Consider the following 16,985-nt stretch of genomic DNA (forward strand, 5'->3'; position numbering starts at 1 on the left):
TGAATGACGAATCCGGGCCGACCGCCGACGGTCGGGCAATTCCGGCGTCAAGGTCTCCAGCGCGCCTCGGGTGCACCTCGGAGCGCGTCGCGTGAGCGCGAACGGATGTCGCGACTGCCACAATGTCCGCATGCCCACGTTCACCGACGACTACGGAGTCCGAATCCACTACCGGTCGTGGCGCGTGCCCGACCCGACGGCCGTGGTGCAGCTCGCCCACGGCATCGGCGACCACATCGGCCGATACGGCGAGCTCATCGAGGCGCTCAACACGGCCGGGTACTCGGTATGGGCCGACGATCACCGCGGTCACGGGCAGACGGGCTTCGAGCAGCACGGCGGCGACCTCACGCGCATGGGTCGGCCGGGCCCCGGCGGAATGCGCGCGGCGATCTCCGGCCTCGAGCGCTTCGGCGAGGTCATCCGCGACGCCGAGGGTGACGAGGTTCCGCTGGTCATGCTCGCACACTCGTGGGGGTCGTTCATGGCGCAGCACATCGTCAACCGGCATCCTGATCGCTACGACGCCGTCGTGCTCACCGGCACCTCGTGGCTGCAGCTCGGCTACACGAACATCGGAGACCTCAACAAGCGCTTCGCCAGGCCGGGTGGCACCCCGATGGACTGGATCAGCCGTGACACGGCCGTTCCCGAAGCGTTCATGGCCGATCCATACACGACGAGCCGCACGCTGCAACAGCTGTTCGGCTGGCCGCAGTCGTTCACGCTCATCAGACGGCCGTCGAAGCGGATTCCCAGCGAGCTCCCGCTGCTCATCATGGTCGGCTCAGAGGACGTCGTCGGGGGCGTGCGCGGCTCGAGGGCGCTCCTGAAGGACTACATCCGGCGGGCGAACCTCGTCGACGCGACGCTCATCGTCTACGACGGTGCCAGGCATGAGTTGTTCAACGAGACGAACCGCGAAGAGGTGCGCGGCGACCTGATCCGCTGGCTCGACGAGCGTTTCGCGGTCGACTGACCGTCGGTCGAGGAGCGACGCAGGAACGTATCGAGACCTCCCCGGGGGCTGCGTGGGCGACTCAGCCTGCCCGCGACGCCGGCACGTCGAACCCGAGCAGACGGATGCGCGGGTGGTGGGCGGCGCGCGACTCGGTCGCCCACGGATAGACGATCGTCGTCAGATTGCAGTTGCCGAGCACGGGCAGCAGGTCGCGGTAGCCGTCGGGGTCCATGCCCGCGAGCTCGCAGAACATCAGCCTGATGAGGGTCGCGTGCGCCACGATGAGCACCCTGCCGTCGGGGAACTCGGCGACCAGCTCGTCGAGCACCGGCAGGGCGCGAGCGATGCCGGTCCGGCCGGCCTCGCCGCCCGGCAACGGGTTCGACGCGGGCGCCTCGCAGAACGCGGTCCATTCGGCGGGGAAGCGTTCGGCGATCTCGTCGGGCGTGAGCCCCTCGGCGTCGCCGAAGTCGATCTCGACGAGACGGTCGTCGAGACGCAGCTCGAGGCCCGTCGTCTCGATTGCCGGTGCCGCCGACCGCCGTGCACGGCTGAGCGGGGACGCCACGATCGCGTCGAGGTGCGCATCGGCCGCCCAGGCGCCGAGCGCGGCGGCCTGCCCGAGGCCGTGGCGCGTGAGCGCGACGTCGGAGTTGCCCGCGTAGCGGTGCTCGGCGTGCCAGATCGTCTCGCCGTGGCGCGCAAGGAAGAACGTCGTCATGCCGCAAGCGTACGCAGGAAGCCGCAGGTTGAGGAGGGAGCGGAGCGACCGTCTCGAAACCGCGTGATGAACGGGCGCGAGTGCGTAGGTTTTAAGCGGCGGCCCTGCGGCTTGGCTCCTCGGCGTGGCGCTCCGGCGGGTGCGGTCGTTCCGGGTGCATCTGGTGGCGTTCGCGATGCGCGGACTCGTCATCGGGGCGGCGGTCGCTGGTCTCGAGACGGCGCCAGCGCGCCTCCTCGACCCACCGCCTTCGTCGCTCCTGAACCCACTCGAACGGCGCGATCCGTAGGCTGTACCCCATGCACGGTGAGTACAAGGTTCCCGGCGGCAAGCTCGTGGTGGTCGACTTCGACGTGGTCGACGGCGTCATCCGAGATCCGCGCGTCGCGGGCGACTTCTTCCTCGAGCCCGACGAGGCGCTGGGCGACCTCAACGCCGCGCTCGATGGCCTGGCTGCGGCATCCGATGCGAAGCAGATCGCCGCGGCGATAACAGCTGGGCTTCGCCCCGACGCCGTGATGCTCGGGTTCTCGGCTGAGGCGGTCGCGGTCGCGGTGCGACGTGCGATGACGGATGCCACGAGCTGGGCCGATTACGAATGGGAGATCGTGCACGACCCGGCCGTGCCGCCGCGCCTGCACCTCGCGCTCGACGAGGTGCTCGCCACCCGCGTGGGCGAGGGCCGGCGCAAGCCCACGCTGCGGTTCTGGGAGTGGGACGAGTCGGCCGTGGTCATCGGCAGCTTCCAGTCGGTGAAGAACGAGGTCGACCCCGAGGGGGCTGAGAAGTACGGCTTCGACGTCGTGCGGCGCATCTCGGGCGGCGGCGCGATGATGATGGAGCGCGGCAACGTCGTCACCTACTCGCTCTACGTGCCGGCCGAACTCGTGCAGGGCATGAGCTTCGCCGACTCCTACGCGTTCCTCGACGACTGGGTGCTGCAGGGCCTGCGCGCCATCGGCATCGCGGCGACCTACCAGCCCCTCAACGACATCGCGAGCCCGACCGGCAAGATCGGCGGTGCCGCGCAGAAGCGGCTCGGCTCGGGCGCCGTGCTGCACCACGTCACGATGGCGTACGACCTCGACAACGAGAAGATGCTCGAGGTGCTGCGCATCGGCCGCGAGAAGATCAGCGACAAGGGCATCGCCTCGGCGGCCAAGCGCGTCGACCCCCTGCGGTCGCAGACCGGGCTGAGCCGCGCGGCGATCATCGAGAGCCTGAAGCAGACGTTCACGTCGTTGTACGGCGCCACGCCCGGCACCGTCACCGTCGACGAGCTGGCAGAGGCCGAGTCCCTCGTCGAGTCGAAGTTCGCGACGAGCGAGTGGCTGCAGCGCGTGCCCTGAGCGCCGCGCCCTTTCCTGACCACCGCTCCCGCTGCGCCGTTTCGGCGCCCAGTGCGCCACTCTTGCTGGCGCGGTCTCAGCCGAAGTGGCGCAGCAGTCGATGAGGTCGGCGTCAGGAACACGCAGCGTCGCCCGCTACAATCGCCGGGTGGACTGGTGGATGTGGCTCCTGATCGCCGCCACCGTGCTCGCCTTCGGGTGGGTAGCGGTGCGGCGGCGCTGGATCGACCTCTCCGACAAGACCAAGCGCGGTGGCGGCGGTGGCGGAGTCATGATGATCGGCGACGAGGTCTTCGCGCCCCGCAAGCACGAGGCGCAGGTCGAGCTCGACCGGCAGAGCCGGCTTCCGACGCCGGCGCCCGTGGCGGGCGACGGCGACAAGGGCATCGCCTTCGCCGACGACGAGACGGCGGATGTCCCGGCGCGCGCCGACCGTTTCAAGGGCTCGATCCGACTCGACGTCGGGCGCTGACCCTCCGAGTCGAAGCGTCGCCCCGCGTCATCCGCTCGCGAAGCCCGCTATAGAACGTCGGTGCCTCGACGACGTGGAGCCGAACTGGCAGCCCCCTCCGCTACCGCCCCGAAACCGCCGCGGCGAGCGACGCGCCCCACTCCGTCGCCCGTGCCTCTTCGCCGTCGGCGAGCGGACCGCCATAGCCATGCACCCCGAACGTCTCGGGCTTGGCGGCGGGTTCGAGTCCGAGGGCCACGAGTCGCTTCATCGCCTTCTTCGCGGCCGAGCCGGGCAGGCGTGGCGAGACGGTGCGCGTGTCGAACGTCGCGACCCGCACCGCGCGCGACGGCGGAGCCAACTGCTCGATCCATTCCCGGATGCCCCGGGCGGGAATGGTCGAGGCGCCCTGCTGCCGCGCCGACTCCCGGGTCTTCTGGGTCGTCATCGAGAACGCGTGCGTCGGTCCGCCGACCAGCACGAGGTCGATGTCGTCGGGAAGCGCCGGAGGAGCATCGGTCGCCGACACGACTTCGACCTCACCGCCGACGCTGGCGGCAGCCGCCCTCGCGATCGCCTCGGTGTTGCCCCAGATCGATTCGTATACCACCAGTGCCCGCATGATCGCGTCTCCTTCCCACGCTCGACAGCGTCAGGCTAGGACCCGCCTGAGCGCACGACAAGGACTTTCGGCCCGGGTGGGTTGAGGAGGCGCGCCGGCGCCGTCTCGAAACCCCACGTTCTGGCAACACGATTTCGAGACGGTCGCTTCGCTCCCTCCTCAACCCACGAGTCGGTGCGGCAGACTGGAGCGCGTGCCCCACGACGAGCCGAACCGCATCATCCACGCGGACAACCTCGCGGTGCTGCCCACCCTGCCCGACGGGCGGTTCACGCTCGTCTACCTCGACCCGCCGTTCAACACGGGCAGGGCGCAGGCACGCCAGTCGACGAGGCACGTTCGGCTTTCCGATGCAGCGACCGGCGACCAGCCCGCTGCGGATGACTCGCGGCCCGGGTCATCCGCCATCACGGGGTTCGCCGGCAAACGGTACGAACGCATCCGCGGCGACCTGCTGCGCTACGACGACCGGTTCGACGACTACTGGGCGTTCCTCGAGCCGCGGCTCGCCGAGGCGTGGCGGCTGCTGGCTGACGACGGCACGCTCTACCTGCACCTCGACTATCGCGAGGCGCACTACGCCAAGGTGCTGCTCGACGCGCTGTTCGGCCGCGCGTGCTTCCTCAATGAGCTCATCTGGGCCTACGACTACGGCGCCAAGGCGAAGCGCAAGTGGCCGACGAAGCACGACACGATCCTCGTGTACGTGAAGAACCCGGCGACGTACTGGTTCGACTCGACCGCCGTCGACCGCGAGCCGTACATGGCGCCGGGGCTCGTGACGCCCGAGAAGGCCGAGCTCGGCAAGCTGCCCACCGACGTGTGGTGGCACACGATCGTGTCGCCGACCGGCCGTGAGAAGACGGGCTACCCGACGCAGAAGCCTGAGGGCATCCTGCGGCGTATCGTGCAGGCCTCGACGCGCGAGGGCGACTGGGTGCTCGACTTCTTCGCCGGCAGCGGCACGACCGGCGCGGTCGCCGCGACGCTCGGGCGGCGGTTCGTGCTCGTCGACGAGAATCCCGAGGCGATCGCGGTGATGCGGGGAAGATTCACGGATGTCGCGGGCGTCGTGTTCGACGACGGCGTCAGTCAGAGCTGAACGAGTGCCGAGGGGGGCCGATGCCGTGCGGCGCCGGCTTCTCGGCGGCACGCGGGGCGACCGCTCGGCGCGGCACCCCGCACAGTGCGAGCGAGAGCGGCGTGAACAACAGCAGCATGGCGAGCAGCCACGGGCCGACGAGCGCGACGCCGAACGACCCCCACTCGTGCACGCCCGCCTCGCGCATGACGAACAGCACCGCCGAGTGGGTGAGCACGACCATGAACCCGCAGAGCGAGAGCCGCGAGATGAACTCGCCCGCTCGACCGTCGATGCCCGCCAGCAGCTCCCCGACGACGAGGATGAGCCCGCCTGAGATGAGCATCGCGGTGACGACGCTCACGACGGGGGTGCCGAAGTCGCCGTGCTTCAGGTCGAGCGGGCCGGATGCCCCCGACACGATGAGCGCCGCCGAGACTGCCAGCATGGCCGCGCCCGTCGTCGCCGGATGACCGATGCGGGATTGCATGTCCCGCAGCGTGCGACCGGCGACGACGAACACGACGCACGCGAGTCCCACGCCGGCGTCGAGCGGCACGAGGGCGATGACCTCGCTGGTGAGGTATGCCGCGGTGAGCAACCCCGCGGCGATCAGCCACTGCCAGCCGAGCCGGAGCCGTTCGATCGCGGCCGCAGCGACGATCGCCACGAAGAACGCGGTCACGAACCAGAACGCGTTGAGCTCACGTGGCAGCTGCGCACCGCCGGCCAAGAGTCGCAGCGGATCGTCGAACCCGACGAGGATCGCGGCGATGATCACGAGCCACGCGAGATACGGCAGGAGCAGCGACTGCCCGCGGCGCCGCACGAGTTCGCCGAACCCGAGGCTCGACGCGAGATAGCCGCTCAGCACGAAGAAGATCGGCACATGCCAGGTATAGGTGGCGAGCCGCACCGGCGGTTCGAACCAGACGTGGCCGACGACGATCGCCACGATCGCGACGATCCGGAGCACGTCGATCGATGCGTCGCGGTGCAGAACGTGCTTGACCACGGGTCACAGGATAGGCGTCGTGCCCCGATGCCGCACCGGGGTACCGGGCGTGAGCATGCGGGGTTACAATCCGCTTCGCAACGGTGCAGGAGGCGCATTCACCCCACCGGCGGGCATGCTCTCCGGCGCGTGTCAATCCCTTGAGCGCACCGCCCGCCGATGCGAGCGTAGATGGACGGCGTCAGACCCGGCGCCGACTGATGGACGGCGTCAGACCGACGCCGCACGCGACCGCGGAGGATGAGCGCAATGGGCGCAGGAGACAAGATGAAGCACCAGGCCGAAGAGATGGTCGGCAAGGCCAAGCAGGGTGTGGGCAAGGCGACCGGCAACGAGCGGCTCGAAGCCGAGGGCCACGCCGAGGAGACGAAGGCCGACCTCAAGCAGGCCGGCGACGAGGCCAAGGACGCAGGCAAGAAGGTGAAGGACGCCTTCAGCGACAAGTGACCGGGCACTGGCCGAACGACCGAGGGGCGAGCGCGATGTGCCGCTCGCCCCTCGGTCGTCCGCGGATTGGGAGCGGTGATGGTGGAGAGGTACCCGTGACGATCTCAGTGATGCGGGGAAGGTTCACGGATGTCGCGGGCGTTGTCTCCGAGTGACGTCGCGCGCCGTTCGCAGCGGCGCGACGAAAGGACCCCGCCGAATGAAATTCCGCATCTTCACCGAACCGCAGCAGGGCGCGACCTTCGAGCAGCAACTCGCCATGGCGCAGACCGCCGAGCGGCTCGGATTCGACGGCTGGTTCCGCAGTGACCACTTCCTCGCGATGGGCGGGATGGGCGGGAACGGAATGCCCGGCCCGACCGACGCATGGGTCACGCTCGGTGCGATCGCGCGTGAGACGTCGACGATCCGGCTCGGCACGCTCGTGACGAGCGTCACCTTCCGGCACCCGGGGCTGCTCGCGATCCAGGTCGCGCAGGTCGACGCGATGAGCGGCGGCCGCATCGAGTTCGGGCTCGGCACCGGATGGTTCGCCGCCGAGCATGCGGCATACGGCATCCCGTTCCCCGACAAGCGGTTCGGCATACTCGAGGAGCAGTTCGAGATCGTCACCGGGCTGTGGGCGGCACCCGTCGACGAGCGGTACTCGTTCGCGGGATCGCACTACACGCTCCACGACGCCCCGGCATTGCCCAAGCCCGTGCAGCAGCCGATTCCGGTGATCGTCGGCGGCGCGGGGCCGGCGCGTACACCGTCGTTGGCCGCCCGCTTCGCGCACGAGTACAACGTGCCGTTCCGCTCGAACGACGTGATCGAGGCCGGCTTCGGACGGGTGCGAATTGCAGCCGAGTCGATCGGGCGCGACCCGGGGTCGCTCGTCTACTCGGCGGCGCTCACGACAACGGCGGGCGCGACCGAGGCCGACTACCGCCGCCGAGCCGAGCGCATCGACCGGGAACCCGATGAACTGCGCCGCACCGGCATCGGCGGAACCACGCAGGAGGTCATCGACCGCATCGGCGGGCTCGCTGCGATCGGCGTCGAGGCGGTCTACCTGCAGGTGCTCGACTTCGACGACCTCGACCTGCTCGAGTTCCTCGCGAGCGAGGTCGTGCCGCACGTCGGGTAGAGGCGCATGACGGATGCCGCGACACGAGGTCGCGGCATCCGTCGGCGCTGCATCGTCACGAGGCTGTGAAGAAGGACTCCTGCGATCGACGACGGCCGAGAGCATGAGGGCGATCCACTTGATGTAACGAATCATTGCCAGGGTTTACATCAGACATCTGACGTCATACTCTCGAGGGAGGGCGGCAAGGTTGCCGCCATGAGCGAAAGGACATGCATGTCTTTCATCCGTTCCCCGCAGCGCCGCGTCGGCGCTGCCTCCCTGGTCGTGGCCGTGGGCCTGGTCGGAGCCGTGCCGATGGCCGCGCACGCCGACACCGCGCCGGCGCCCGACTTCGACGCCAAGCCCCCGCAGGCGGGCGAGCCCTTCTACGCCGAGCAGCAGCTCGCGACCAATGGCGTGGGCTTCCCGAACTACCGCATCCCCGCGCTGGCGGTGACGAACGACGGCGACATCCTCGCCTCCTACGACGGCCGGCCCACGGCGGCGGACTCGCCCGGGCCGAATTCCATCCTCCAGCGGCGCTCGACCGACAACGGCGCTACCTGGGAGGAGCAGACGTTCATCCACGAGGGCAAGGTCGCGGCGCCCATCGAGGGCTACTCCGACCCGAGCTACATCGTCGACCGGCACACCGGCGACATCTTCAACTTCCACGTGAAGTCCTTCGACCGGGGCTTCGGCAACTCGCAGCCCGGCGTGGATCCCGAGGCCCGCAACGTCATCCACGCCGAGGTCAGCGTCTCCGAGGACGACGGCCACACCTGGGAACACGAGGTCGTCACCGCCGACGTCACCGCCGACCTCGACTGGCGCTCTCGCTTCGCCGCATCCGGACAGGGGATCCAGCTCAAGTACGGCGAGCACGCCGGCCGGCTCATCCAGCAGTTCACCATCATCAACAACGACCTCGGCGGTGCCTTCCAGGCCGTCTCGGTCTACTCCGACGACCACGGTGAGACCTGGCAGGTCGGCGAACCCGTCGGCGTCGGCATGGACGAGAACAAGACCGTCGAGCTCTCCGACGGCCGCGTCATGCTCAATTCACGCGACTCCCAGCGCTCGGGCTTCCGTAAGGTCGCCATCTCCGACGACGGCGGCGTGACCTACGGCGAGGTGGTCGTCGACCAGGAGTTGCCCGACCCGACGAACAACGCGGCGATCCTGCGCGCCTTCCCGAACGCGGAGGAGGGCTCGGACAGGGCCAAGGTGCTGTTGTTCTCGAACGCCGGCTCCTCGACGCAGCGTGCCAACGGCGTGGTGCGGATGAGCTTCGACGACGGCGAGACCTGGCCCGTGGCCAAGGTGTTCCAACCGGGTGGCATGGCCTATTCGACGCTCGCGACGCTGCCGAACGGCAACATCGGGCTGCTGTACGAGCCCGAGAGCGGTAACGGCGGCATCCGGTTCGCCGAGTTCAACCTCGCATGGCTCGAGGGCCTCGCGGCGCCGATGGAGATCGCGGACGTCGCCGCCGGCAGCGGCACCACTGTCGAGGTGCCGGTCACGATCACGAACCAGTCGGGCCGCGCGCACCCGAAGGCCGAGCTCACGCTCGACCTCCCCGAGGGCTGGGTGCTCGAGGGCGTCACGCTCCCCGAGCTCCGCCCCGGCGTGATGGTTGCCGCCCTCGCGCGGATCACGGTGCCCGCCGGCACGACCGCCGGAACCTACGACGTGACCGCGCGCCTCACCTCGCTCGGCAACGTGACCGAGGAGTCGTTCACGGTGACGGTCGACTTGTTGGACAAGTCCGCGATGACGGCGACCGCCTCGAGCGAGAACCCGTCCTCAGGCGAGGGCGCAGCACAGGCGATCGACGGCAACCTCCGAACGCACTGGCACTCGGCCTGGTCGACCCAGCCGCAGCCGACGCATCCGCACGACCTCACGGTCGACCTCGGCGGCGTGCACGAGGTGCGTGCGCTGCACTATACGCCGCGGCAGAACGGCACGAACGGCCGGATCGGCTCGTATGAGGTGTACGGCAGCACCGACGGAGAGACCTGGGGCGAGCCGCTCGCGTCGGGTCGGTTCGCCGCCGGCACGGTCCCGCAGCGCGTCGCGTTCGACGCCACCGAGATCCGCTACGTCCGGCTGGTGGCGTTCGACGCGCTCGACGGCTCGCGATTCGCCTCGGTCGCCGAGCTCGACGTCGAGGGTGTCCGCTGACGTCGGGTAGCTGAGCATGACGGATGCCGCGACGCGAGGTCGCGGCATCCGTCAGCGTCGTATCGTCACGAGGCTTTGAAGAAGTAGTCCTCGCCGAGGAGCGATGCCGAAACCACCCAGGCACCGTTCGCGATGTCGGCCGACGGCACGGCGATCGCGACATTGCCGGTGGCCGACGCGTCGGGGTACAGCTCGTTGATCTCGGACCAGTCGTTCGGGATCACGGCCGAGTGATCGTACTCCTCGTGGGTCGTGCCGTCCGCTGACACGAACTTGACCGACAGATCGATCCACGGCGTTCCGGTCGTCGTGCCGACGTACGTGACGGTGACGGGCACCATCGCCCACTGCATGCCCTCAGGGGCAGGCTCGTTGAACTGGTTCTCGGCCGCGACGATGGCGTTGGCGTCGAGTGTCGGAGCGCCGACGGTGAGCTGCCAGTCGGGTGCCGAAGCCGGGCCGATCACCACGGTCGTGCCGATCGCAGCGGGGTTTTCACGGGTGCCGGGTTCGGGTGCCGGCGCCGGTTCGTCGCTCGGCTCCTCGACATCGACATCGGCGGGGGCATCGTTCGCTGCATCCACCGCAGTGGTGTCGCCCCCGATCGCCTCATCGACGCTCGTGACGAACGCCGCGGTGTAGGCGATCGACATCACGATCGACAGCACGAGCGCGGCCGCCGAAACGATCGCGCCGGCGGCAGCGACACCCTTTGCCTTCCCCTTCAGGAAGAGGGCGATCACGCCGAGGACGACGCCGACGAATGCCACGAATCCGGCGAGGACGCCGACGAACGGGATGAACGCGAACACGAGTGCGACGATGCCGACGATGAGCGCGGCGAGGCCGAGGCCGTTGCCGGGCTTCAGAGGCGAGTTGGGGGCTTCGCTCGCAGGGGAGACGTTCGGAGTTGCGGAGCCGGAAGCCGCTGCGGGCGGTGCGGGCGGGAATTCGGTGTCGCCGGGGTACTGGTCGGACACGTTGGTGATCCTCATTTCTGTGCTGTGTCTGTACGACGTTCGAGTTTTCGGATGTGGCTGTGCGTCAGTCCTCCACGACCTCGATGACGAGATCGAGCCCGTTGTCGGGGTGGTAACCCCACGAAGCCGCGAGTTGATCCCAGTCGGCGGTCTGGCGGCCATCGAGTGCGCGAGTGCTGTCCATGCGGGTAACGACGCTGTCAGGAACGTCGAGCTCCGTGAGCACGCAGACGACATCGGTGAGATCGGCGCCGCTGCTTTCCGCGCCTTCGGTCTGCATTGCGACGCTGTCGCCGTCGTCGCCCACGACGATCCAGGCGTTGTCTTCGACGTCGCACGTCTGCACGGCACCGTTGATCGGGCTCGGGGTGAGCGCCGCTGTGGCCGTTGCGATCACCGGGCCGGCGACAGCGCCGATCAAGGTGTCGACGATGAGGCCGATCCCGATACCGGCTGCGCCGTATGCAAGGTGGCGAGTGCTTCCGATGGGAGGGGGTGCCGCACCGTCATTCAGCGGGTCCGGCGCATGGACCTCCATGGTCGGTTCTGCGGGGTCCGCCGTGAGGTCGATCTGCTGCTCAGTCACGATCGTCCCTTCAGAAGCGGGGGAGGTGCAGCAGGTTGTCGCTCTCGCGGCCGTTGGCGACGGTCGTGAGGTAGCGGCGGCCGAGGTTTCCGGTCTTGGGGACGACGAGCGCACGAGCTCCAGTGACGTCGTGCGACGTGTACATCGACGTGCCGGCGTCGATGGCGCGTGCGATGGCCTCGGGAGTCGCATTCGTGAGCGGGCTCGAGGTCGTCTGGGAGTACTGCACTGCGGTGATGTGCGAGCTGTGTGTGCCGGGGTTCTGAACCCGGACGCGTCGGATGTACGGCATGGCGAGTCGCCCTTTCGGTCGTGATGCCGCGAGAAGTGCGGCATGTCGACAAGCTAGGGCGACTGACCCTTCCGATGGGAACGAACGCTGATAAGGGGGGTTCTCAGCGAGTCGACAGGCGCGCGGGCTAATTGGGGCTACGGTGAGACTCGCCGACCCGCAAGCCGCTCGAAGGAGGTCTGAATGCCTGCTCCAACTCTCGCACCGACCACCGACTTGCGCATCTCGCTGGCCGGCATCGCTCGTCTCGCGGCGGTGAAGCGCCCAGTTGTGACGACATGGCGAAGTCGGTTCGCCACGGGTGACACCGCATTCCCGGCCCCGGTCGGCACTGAGGCAGGCATCGTGCTCTTCGACGCCGTCGAAGTCGCCCACTGGCTCGTCGACACCGGCCACGGCAAGAACCCGCATGCTGTCGAAGATGCCGCGCTGCACGCGACATCCGCCGTCATCGACCTCGACTTCGACGCGCTCACCGCGATGCTCGCGCTGCGGGCTGCACACGGCGGGCCGTTCGCCGACCTCGATGCCGACGACCTGGTCGACTTCGCCGATGAAGTCGACCCCGATGACGACTGCCTGTTGCGCGAGGTCGATCGACTCGGTGACGGGCTCGCCGCTGCTGCCCGCCGGGTCGATGCACTCGTCGATGCTGCCTACACCCCGACGGCCGCGTTCGAGCAGGTCATCGCCGATCACATCCGCGGCTCGCGAGAGTTCTCACGGGTCGTGCTCGCACCCGAGGCATCCGCGCTGGTGAGCGAAATCGCGATCGAACTGGCCCTGACGAACGAACTCGCCGACGCCGGCGCGCCCTGCTTCGTCGACCCGACCGGGGTCGGCGGTGATCGCCTCGTCGACCTGGCCGGGCGGCTCGACGAGCTGGCCGACGTCGCGATCGTATCGGCCGACTCCGACGCGGGCGCGGCGCGACTGTTGCGCCGCCGCCTGCTGGCCCTCGGTGTCGCGCGCACTGGCGTCAAGGTCGGCACGGCAGGCGACTTCGAGGTGATGGGACCGGTGGTGCATGTCGCCCAGTACCCGACCGCCGAAGCGCCTGAGGCGACGCCGCTCGAGATCCTGACCGCGATCGATCAGATCGTGCTGCAGATGTCCGATGCGCAGCGCGGCGTCGTGCTCGCGCCCGCGAGTGTGCTCGTCGACGGCGGCCTCGACCGCGCGACTGCGCAGGTGCGCTCTGGGCTGTTGCGCGCCGGGCGAGTGCGCGCCATCGTCGCACTGCCGGCGGGGCTCGTCGTGGCACAGCCACGGCAACGACTGGCGCTGTGGGTGCTCGGTCCGGCGCACGCGGCCGTGTCGATCGCCGATCGGTGGACGTTGGTCGGCGACATCGGCGACCGCGACCTCTCACCTGCCACGCGAGCCGACCTCGTCGGCGATCTCGCGGCGTCGATGGGCGAAGTTGCAACGGTTCGAGCGCATGCGTTCGGGTCGTCTCGTCTGGTGCCCACGAGCAAGCTGCTCGCGCGCACCGAATCGCTGACAGATGAGCGCACTCCGGTTGCGCACGCTCCGCGTGAGCAGGTTCCCGCGGGCGCTCGCGATGTGCCTGCGCTGCTCGACGAGCTGCTGCTCGCTCTTGGTGAATCGGCTCCCGCCTCGGCGCGGCGCCTCAGTGCGGCCGAATCGCCGGCGTACCTGCAACCCGCGGCGCTCGGCCGTCTCGTCGACGAGCGGCACCTGCGCTGCCTTTCGGGGGCGCGCATGGGCGCGGCTGATCTCACTACCGACAGCGGGTTCACTGTGATCGGCGCCGCCGAGCTCGAAGGCGCGTCAATGCCCGGTGACCGCCGCATCGATCGCATGCTGCTCGCCGCCCGCTACCCCAAGGCCCGTCTGACCGAACCCGGCGACGTCGTCTTCACCACGAGCCCGCACCCACGCGCCTGGGTTGATTCGGCCGGTGCGTCGGTCGTGGTCGCCCCGGCCCGCGTGCTGCGCATCGACGCGCGCGACCCCGCTGGACTCGTGCCTGAGGTGCTCGCGGCCGATATCAACGGGCAGCCCGAGCGCGCCAGCGATTGGCAAAGCTGGCGCGCTCGCCGCGTGGTGAACGGCCGGGGCGATGACCTCGTGAGCGTGCTGCGCGACATCCGCTCGGTTCGTGAAGAAACGCAACGACGCCTCGACGACCTCGCCCGACTCGAATCCCTCGTGACCGCCGGCTTCACCGCCGGCACTCTGACCGCCCCCGAAAGGAACGACTGAATGGCAACCAGAACCAAGGCCGCGCCCACCGCGCCGTCGACGATGAAGGAGCTGAAAGACACGCTCTGGAAGGCCGCCGACAAGCTGCGCGGGTCGATGGATGCATCGCAGTACAAAGACGTGATCCTCGGGCTGGTGTTTCTGAAGTATGTGAGCGACGCGTTCGAGGAGCGGCGCGAGCAGATCGCCGCCGAGCTCGCCGCCGCGGGCATGAGCGAGGAGCAGGTGGCGCAGCTCATCGACGATGTCGACGAGTACGCGGGTCGCGGGGTCTTCTGGGTTCCGGATGTCGCACGCTGGCGGTACCTCGCCGAGAATGCGAAGGGCGGGGCCGCGGCATCCGATGGGCATGCGCGGTCGATCGGCCAGCTCATCGATGAGGCGATGGATGCACTCATGACGGCTAACCCTGCGCTCGCGGGTGTGCTGCCGCGCATCTACAACCGCGACAACGTCGACCAGCGCCGGCTCGGCGAGCTCATCGACCTGTTCAACTCGGCGCGGTTCACCGGGCAGGGCGCGAAGCGAGCGCGAGACCTGCTGGGGGAGGTGTACGAGTACTTCCTCGAGAAGTTCGCACGCGCCGAGGGCAAGCGCGGCGGTGAGTTCTTCACGCCCGCGGGGGTAGTACGGGTGCTCGTCGAGATGCTCGAACCCACGAAGGGGCGCGTGTACGACCCGGCGTGCGGCTCGGGAGGCATGTTCGTGCAGGCCGAGAAGTTCCTCGAGGCCCACGACCGCGAGGGCAGCGACATCTCGGTCTACGGGCAGGAGCTCAACGAGCGCACCTGGCGGCTCGCGAAGATGAACCTCGCGATCCACGGACTGAACGGCAACCTCGGCCCGCGATGGGGCGACACCTTCGCGCGCGATCTGCACTCCGACGTGCAGGCGGACTATGTCATGTCGAATCCGCCGTTCAACATCAAGGACTGGGCACGCAACGAGCAGGACCCGCGGTGGCGGTTCGGCGTGCCGCCCGCGGGCAACGCGAACTACGCGTGGATCCAGCACATCCTCTCGAAGCTCGCCCCCGGCGGGCAGGGCGCCGTGGTCATGGCCAACGGTTCGATGTCGTCGAACTCGGGGGGTGAGGGGCGCATTCGCGCCGAGATCGTTGAAGCCGACCTCGTGTCGTGCATGGTCGCGCTGCCGACGCAGTTGTTCCGCTCAACTGGGATTCCCGTGTGCGTGTGGTTCTTCGCGCGCGACAAGTCGGCCGGGGCGGGCGGCTCGGTCGACCGCCGCGGGCAGGTGCTCTTCATCGACGCGCGAAACCTCGGGCACATGGTCGACCGCGCTGAGCGCGCTCTGAGTGACGACGACATCGCCCGAATCGCCGACACATTCCACGCGTGGCGCGGCACTCCCTCTGTGGGTCGAGGAGCGACGAAGGAGCGTCTCGAGACCCCCATCGCTGGTCGAGTAGCGACGGAGGAGAGTATCGAGACCACTCCCGAATACACGGATGTCCTGGGCTTCTGCTACTCCGCATCCCTGGACGAGATCAAAGCCGCCGACTACGCATTGACTCCTGGACGGTACGTCGGTGCTGCAGACGTAGAGGACGACGGCGAGCACGTTCAACTGAAGATCGAACGGCTCACGAAGGAGCTGTTCCAGCAGTTCGACGAATCGGAGCGGCTAGCGGCCGCCGTGCGCGAGCAGCTGGGTCGGGTTGAGCGATGACCTCCACGAGGCTAGGTGACTTGCTCGAGGTCAAGCATGGCTATGCGTTCCCCGGGGATGGATTCGGACAGCGCACAGATGCCCCCCAAGTACTCACCCCGGGCAACTTCGCATTGGGTGGGGGGTTCCAGGCTGCGAAACCTAAGTCGTTTGATGGTGAGTACCCCGGTGAGTTCCTTCTGCAAGGGGGAGAGGTCGTTGTGACGATGACCGATCTGAGCAAAGCAGGGGACACTCTTGGATTCGCGGCGGTTCTGCCCGACGGCGAGTTCTTGCACAACCAACGAATCGGCCTGGTTCGATTGAGTCGACCTGAGCTCCTCGACGAGCGGTACTTCGCCTACCTCACCCGCACGGATGGCTACCGCGCTCACATCATTGGCACGGCGAGCGGAAGTACTGTCAGACACACAAGCCCATCTCGGATCGGCGACTATTGGGTCGAGCTCCCGTCACTAGCGGTGCAGCGCGCCACCGCAGAAGTGCTCGGCGCACTCGACGACAAGATCGCAGCGAACACCAATCTCGCTTTCAAGGCGATGGGGCTGGCCAGCCTGCTGTTCGATCGTGCCACGATCGACGCTCGGGTCGTCGCGATGAGCGAAGTTCTGACGCCCGTACTGGGAGGCACACCCTCGCGGGCCCGCGACGACTACTGGGGCGGTTCGAACCTCTGGATCTCCGCGAAAGACGCAACTAATGCTTCAAACTCGGTCGTTCTCGGGACGGAGGAGCACATCAGTGATCTGGCAATACGCGAAACCAAGGCGAAGCCACTCCCGGCGGGGTCTGTGATCCTGACAGCTCGCGGTACTGTCGGCGCGGTCGCGCGGCTTGCGGTCCCAGCATCCTTCAATCAGTCGTGCTACGGATTCGCGCCCGATGGCATTCCGTCGTCGATTCTCTACTTTGGGATTCGTCGAGCGGCCGATCGGGCGAAGGCAATCGCCCATGGCTCGGTGTTCGATACCATCACCATGAAGACGTTCCAGCACTTGGAGTTCCCAAGCTTCTCGCCCGCAGATGCAGCGCAGCTTGATGCCCGTTTGGCGCCACTCCTTGCAGCCGTCGATGAGGCGATGCGTTCGAACCGCACCCTCGCCGCCACCCGCGACACGCTCCTCCCGCAGCTCATGTCCGGCAACCTCCGCGTTCGTGACCTTGAACGGTCAATGGGTTGAGCGCGCAGGCAGCTCTGATCATGTGCCCTGTTCTGGGGCGGCCTTCGCGAATCTCGCGCCGCCCACCCGGCCAGTAGTCT

Annotated in this window: 16 protein-coding genes; 10 read left to right on the forward strand and 6 right to left on the reverse strand. The window is 68.3% G+C overall.

Annotated elements, in window-relative coordinates:
• Nucleotides 1-130: 130 nt before the first annotated feature.
• A complete protein-coding gene (locus LSF15_RS14230) occupies nt 131-979 on the forward strand; it encodes an alpha/beta fold hydrolase (protein WP_232499213.1) in 849 nt (282 codons plus the stop codon).
• A gap of 61 nt (nt 980-1,040) precedes the next feature.
• Here the strand turns inward: LSF15_RS14230 and LSF15_RS14235 are convergent, their stop codons facing one another.
• Complete coding sequence (locus tag LSF15_RS14235; protein WP_232499214.1) at nt 1,041-1,682, reverse strand: histidine phosphatase family protein; 642 nt, start codon at nt 1,680-1,682, stop codon at nt 1,041-1,043.
• A gap of 299 nt (nt 1,683-1,981) precedes the next feature.
• On the opposite strand from LSF15_RS14235, the gene lplAB reads away from it, so the two are divergent.
• Together lplAB and LSF15_RS14245 are read left to right on the forward strand one after the other, a co-directional pair.
• Entirely contained in the window at nt 1,982-3,031 is a 1,050-nt protein-coding gene (lplAB, locus tag LSF15_RS14240; protein WP_232499215.1) for a lipoate-protein ligase LplAB, read from the forward strand.
• Between the two features lie 148 nt (nt 3,032-3,179).
• A complete protein-coding gene (locus LSF15_RS14245; RefSeq protein WP_232499216.1) occupies nt 3,180-3,503 on the forward strand; it encodes a hypothetical protein in 324 nt (107 codons plus the stop codon).
• Between the two features lie 100 nt (nt 3,504-3,603).
• On the opposite strand, the gene LSF15_RS14250 is transcribed toward LSF15_RS14245, so the two are convergent.
• A complete protein-coding gene (locus LSF15_RS14250; protein WP_232499217.1) occupies nt 3,604-4,104 on the reverse strand; it encodes a flavodoxin family protein in 501 nt (166 codons plus the stop codon).
• Nucleotides 4,105-4,297: 193 nt separating this feature from the next.
• Between LSF15_RS14250 and LSF15_RS14255 the strand changes: the two genes are divergently transcribed.
• Complete coding sequence (locus LSF15_RS14255) at nt 4,298-5,206, forward strand: DNA-methyltransferase (RefSeq protein ID WP_232499218.1); 909 nt, start codon at nt 4,298-4,300, stop codon at nt 5,204-5,206.
• On the opposite strand, the gene LSF15_RS14260 is transcribed toward LSF15_RS14255, so the two are convergent.
• Entirely contained in the window at nt 5,193-6,200 is a 1,008-nt protein-coding gene (locus LSF15_RS14260; RefSeq protein ID WP_232499219.1) for an acyltransferase family protein, read from the reverse strand. The genes LSF15_RS14255 and LSF15_RS14260 overlap by 14 nt on opposite strands.
• A 249-nt stretch (nt 6,201-6,449) precedes the next feature.
• Here LSF15_RS14260 and LSF15_RS14265 point away from each other — a divergent pair, with 249 nt between their 5' ends.
• The 3 genes from LSF15_RS14265 to LSF15_RS14275 all read left to right on the forward strand — a co-directional run bounded on the left by LSF15_RS14265 (nt 6,450) and on the right by LSF15_RS14275 (nt 9,948).
• Nucleotides 6,450-6,647 carry a CsbD family protein gene (locus LSF15_RS14265; RefSeq protein WP_232499220.1) on the forward strand — a complete coding sequence of 66 codons (198 nt, stop codon included), beginning with the start codon at nt 6,450-6,452 and terminating at the stop codon, nt 6,645-6,647.
• A 199-nt stretch (nt 6,648-6,846) separates the two neighbouring features.
• A complete protein-coding gene (locus LSF15_RS14270; protein WP_232499221.1) occupies nt 6,847-7,776 on the forward strand; it encodes a TIGR03560 family F420-dependent LLM class oxidoreductase in 930 nt (309 codons plus the stop codon).
• 216 nt (nt 7,777-7,992) lie between these two features.
• The gene (locus LSF15_RS14275; protein WP_232499222.1) at nt 7,993-9,948 is read left to right on the forward strand and encodes a discoidin domain-containing protein; all 1,956 of its coding nucleotides are present in this window, start codon (nt 7,993-7,995) and stop codon (nt 9,946-9,948) included.
• Between the two features lie 65 nt (nt 9,949-10,013).
• On the opposite strand, the gene LSF15_RS14280 is transcribed toward LSF15_RS14275, so the two are convergent.
• The 3 genes from LSF15_RS14280 to LSF15_RS14290 form a co-directional block, all read right to left on the reverse strand.
• Nucleotides 10,014-10,928 carry a DUF4190 domain-containing protein gene (locus LSF15_RS14280; protein WP_232499223.1) on the reverse strand — a complete coding sequence of 305 codons (915 nt, stop codon included), beginning with the start codon at nt 10,926-10,928 and terminating at the stop codon, nt 10,014-10,016.
• A 64-nt stretch (nt 10,929-10,992) separates the two neighbouring features.
• The gene (locus tag LSF15_RS14285) at nt 10,993-11,514 is read right to left on the reverse strand and encodes a hypothetical protein (protein ID WP_232499224.1); all 522 of its coding nucleotides are present in this window, start codon (nt 11,512-11,514) and stop codon (nt 10,993-10,995) included.
• A gap of 10 nt (nt 11,515-11,524) precedes the next feature.
• The gene (locus LSF15_RS14290) at nt 11,525-11,806 is read right to left on the reverse strand and encodes a DUF3892 domain-containing protein (RefSeq protein ID WP_232499225.1); all 282 of its coding nucleotides are present in this window, start codon (nt 11,804-11,806) and stop codon (nt 11,525-11,527) included.
• A gap of 183 nt (nt 11,807-11,989) precedes the next feature.
• On the opposite strand from LSF15_RS14290, the gene LSF15_RS14295 reads away from it, so the two are divergent.
• Genes LSF15_RS14295 through LSF15_RS14305 form a run of 3 tightly spaced genes read left to right on the forward strand, consistent with a single transcriptional unit; the run spans nt 11,990 to nt 16,905 of the window.
• On the forward strand, nt 11,990-14,035 hold the full coding sequence (locus LSF15_RS14295; RefSeq protein WP_232499226.1) for a hypothetical protein: 2,046 nt from the start codon (nt 11,990-11,992) through the stop codon (nt 14,033-14,035).
• A complete protein-coding gene (locus LSF15_RS14300; protein ID WP_232499227.1) occupies nt 14,036-15,724 on the forward strand; it encodes a class I SAM-dependent DNA methyltransferase in 1,689 nt (562 codons plus the stop codon).
• A complete protein-coding gene (locus LSF15_RS14305) occupies nt 15,721-16,905 on the forward strand; it encodes a restriction endonuclease subunit S (RefSeq protein ID WP_269756475.1) in 1,185 nt (394 codons plus the stop codon). The genes LSF15_RS14300 and LSF15_RS14305 overlap by 4 nt, the downstream gene beginning before the upstream one ends.
• The last annotated feature ends 80 nt before the right edge of the window (nt 16,906-16,985 follow it).

Source organism: Agromyces humatus (assembly GCF_021228295.1).
GTDB classification, from domain to species: domain Bacteria; phylum Actinomycetota; class Actinomycetes; order Actinomycetales; family Microbacteriaceae; genus Agromyces; species Agromyces humatus.

Coding starts and splice junctions, on each gene's coding strand:
- LSF15_RS14230 (WP_232499213.1), top strand. CDS start 131: ATGCCCACGTTCACCGACGACTACGGAGTCCGAATCCACTACCGGTCG.
- LSF15_RS14235 (WP_232499214.1), bottom strand. CDS start 1,682: ATGACGACGTTCTTCCTTGCGCGCCACGGCGAGACGATCTGGCACGCC.
- lplAB (WP_232499215.1), top strand. CDS start 1,982: ATGCACGGTGAGTACAAGGTTCCCGGCGGCAAGCTCGTGGTGGTCGAC.
- LSF15_RS14250 (WP_232499217.1), bottom strand. CDS start 4,104: ATGCGGGCACTGGTGGTATACGAATCGATCTGGGGCAACACCGAGGCG.
- LSF15_RS14265 (WP_232499220.1), top strand. CDS start 6,450: ATGGGCGCAGGAGACAAGATGAAGCACCAGGCCGAAGAGATGGTCGGC.
- LSF15_RS14270 (WP_232499221.1), top strand. CDS start 6,847: ATGAAATTCCGCATCTTCACCGAACCGCAGCAGGGCGCGACCTTCGAG.
- LSF15_RS14275 (WP_232499222.1), top strand. CDS start 7,993: ATGTCTTTCATCCGTTCCCCGCAGCGCCGCGTCGGCGCTGCCTCCCTG.
- LSF15_RS14290 (WP_232499225.1), bottom strand. CDS start 11,806: ATGCCGTACATCCGACGCGTCCGGGTTCAGAACCCCGGCACACACAGC.
- LSF15_RS14295 (WP_232499226.1), top strand. CDS start 11,990: ATGCCTGCTCCAACTCTCGCACCGACCACCGACTTGCGCATCTCGCTG.
- LSF15_RS14300 (WP_232499227.1), top strand. CDS start 14,036: ATGGCAACCAGAACCAAGGCCGCGCCCACCGCGCCGTCGACGATGAAG.
- LSF15_RS14305 (WP_269756475.1), top strand. CDS start 15,721: ATGACCTCCACGAGGCTAGGTGACTTGCTCGAGGTCAAGCATGGCTAT.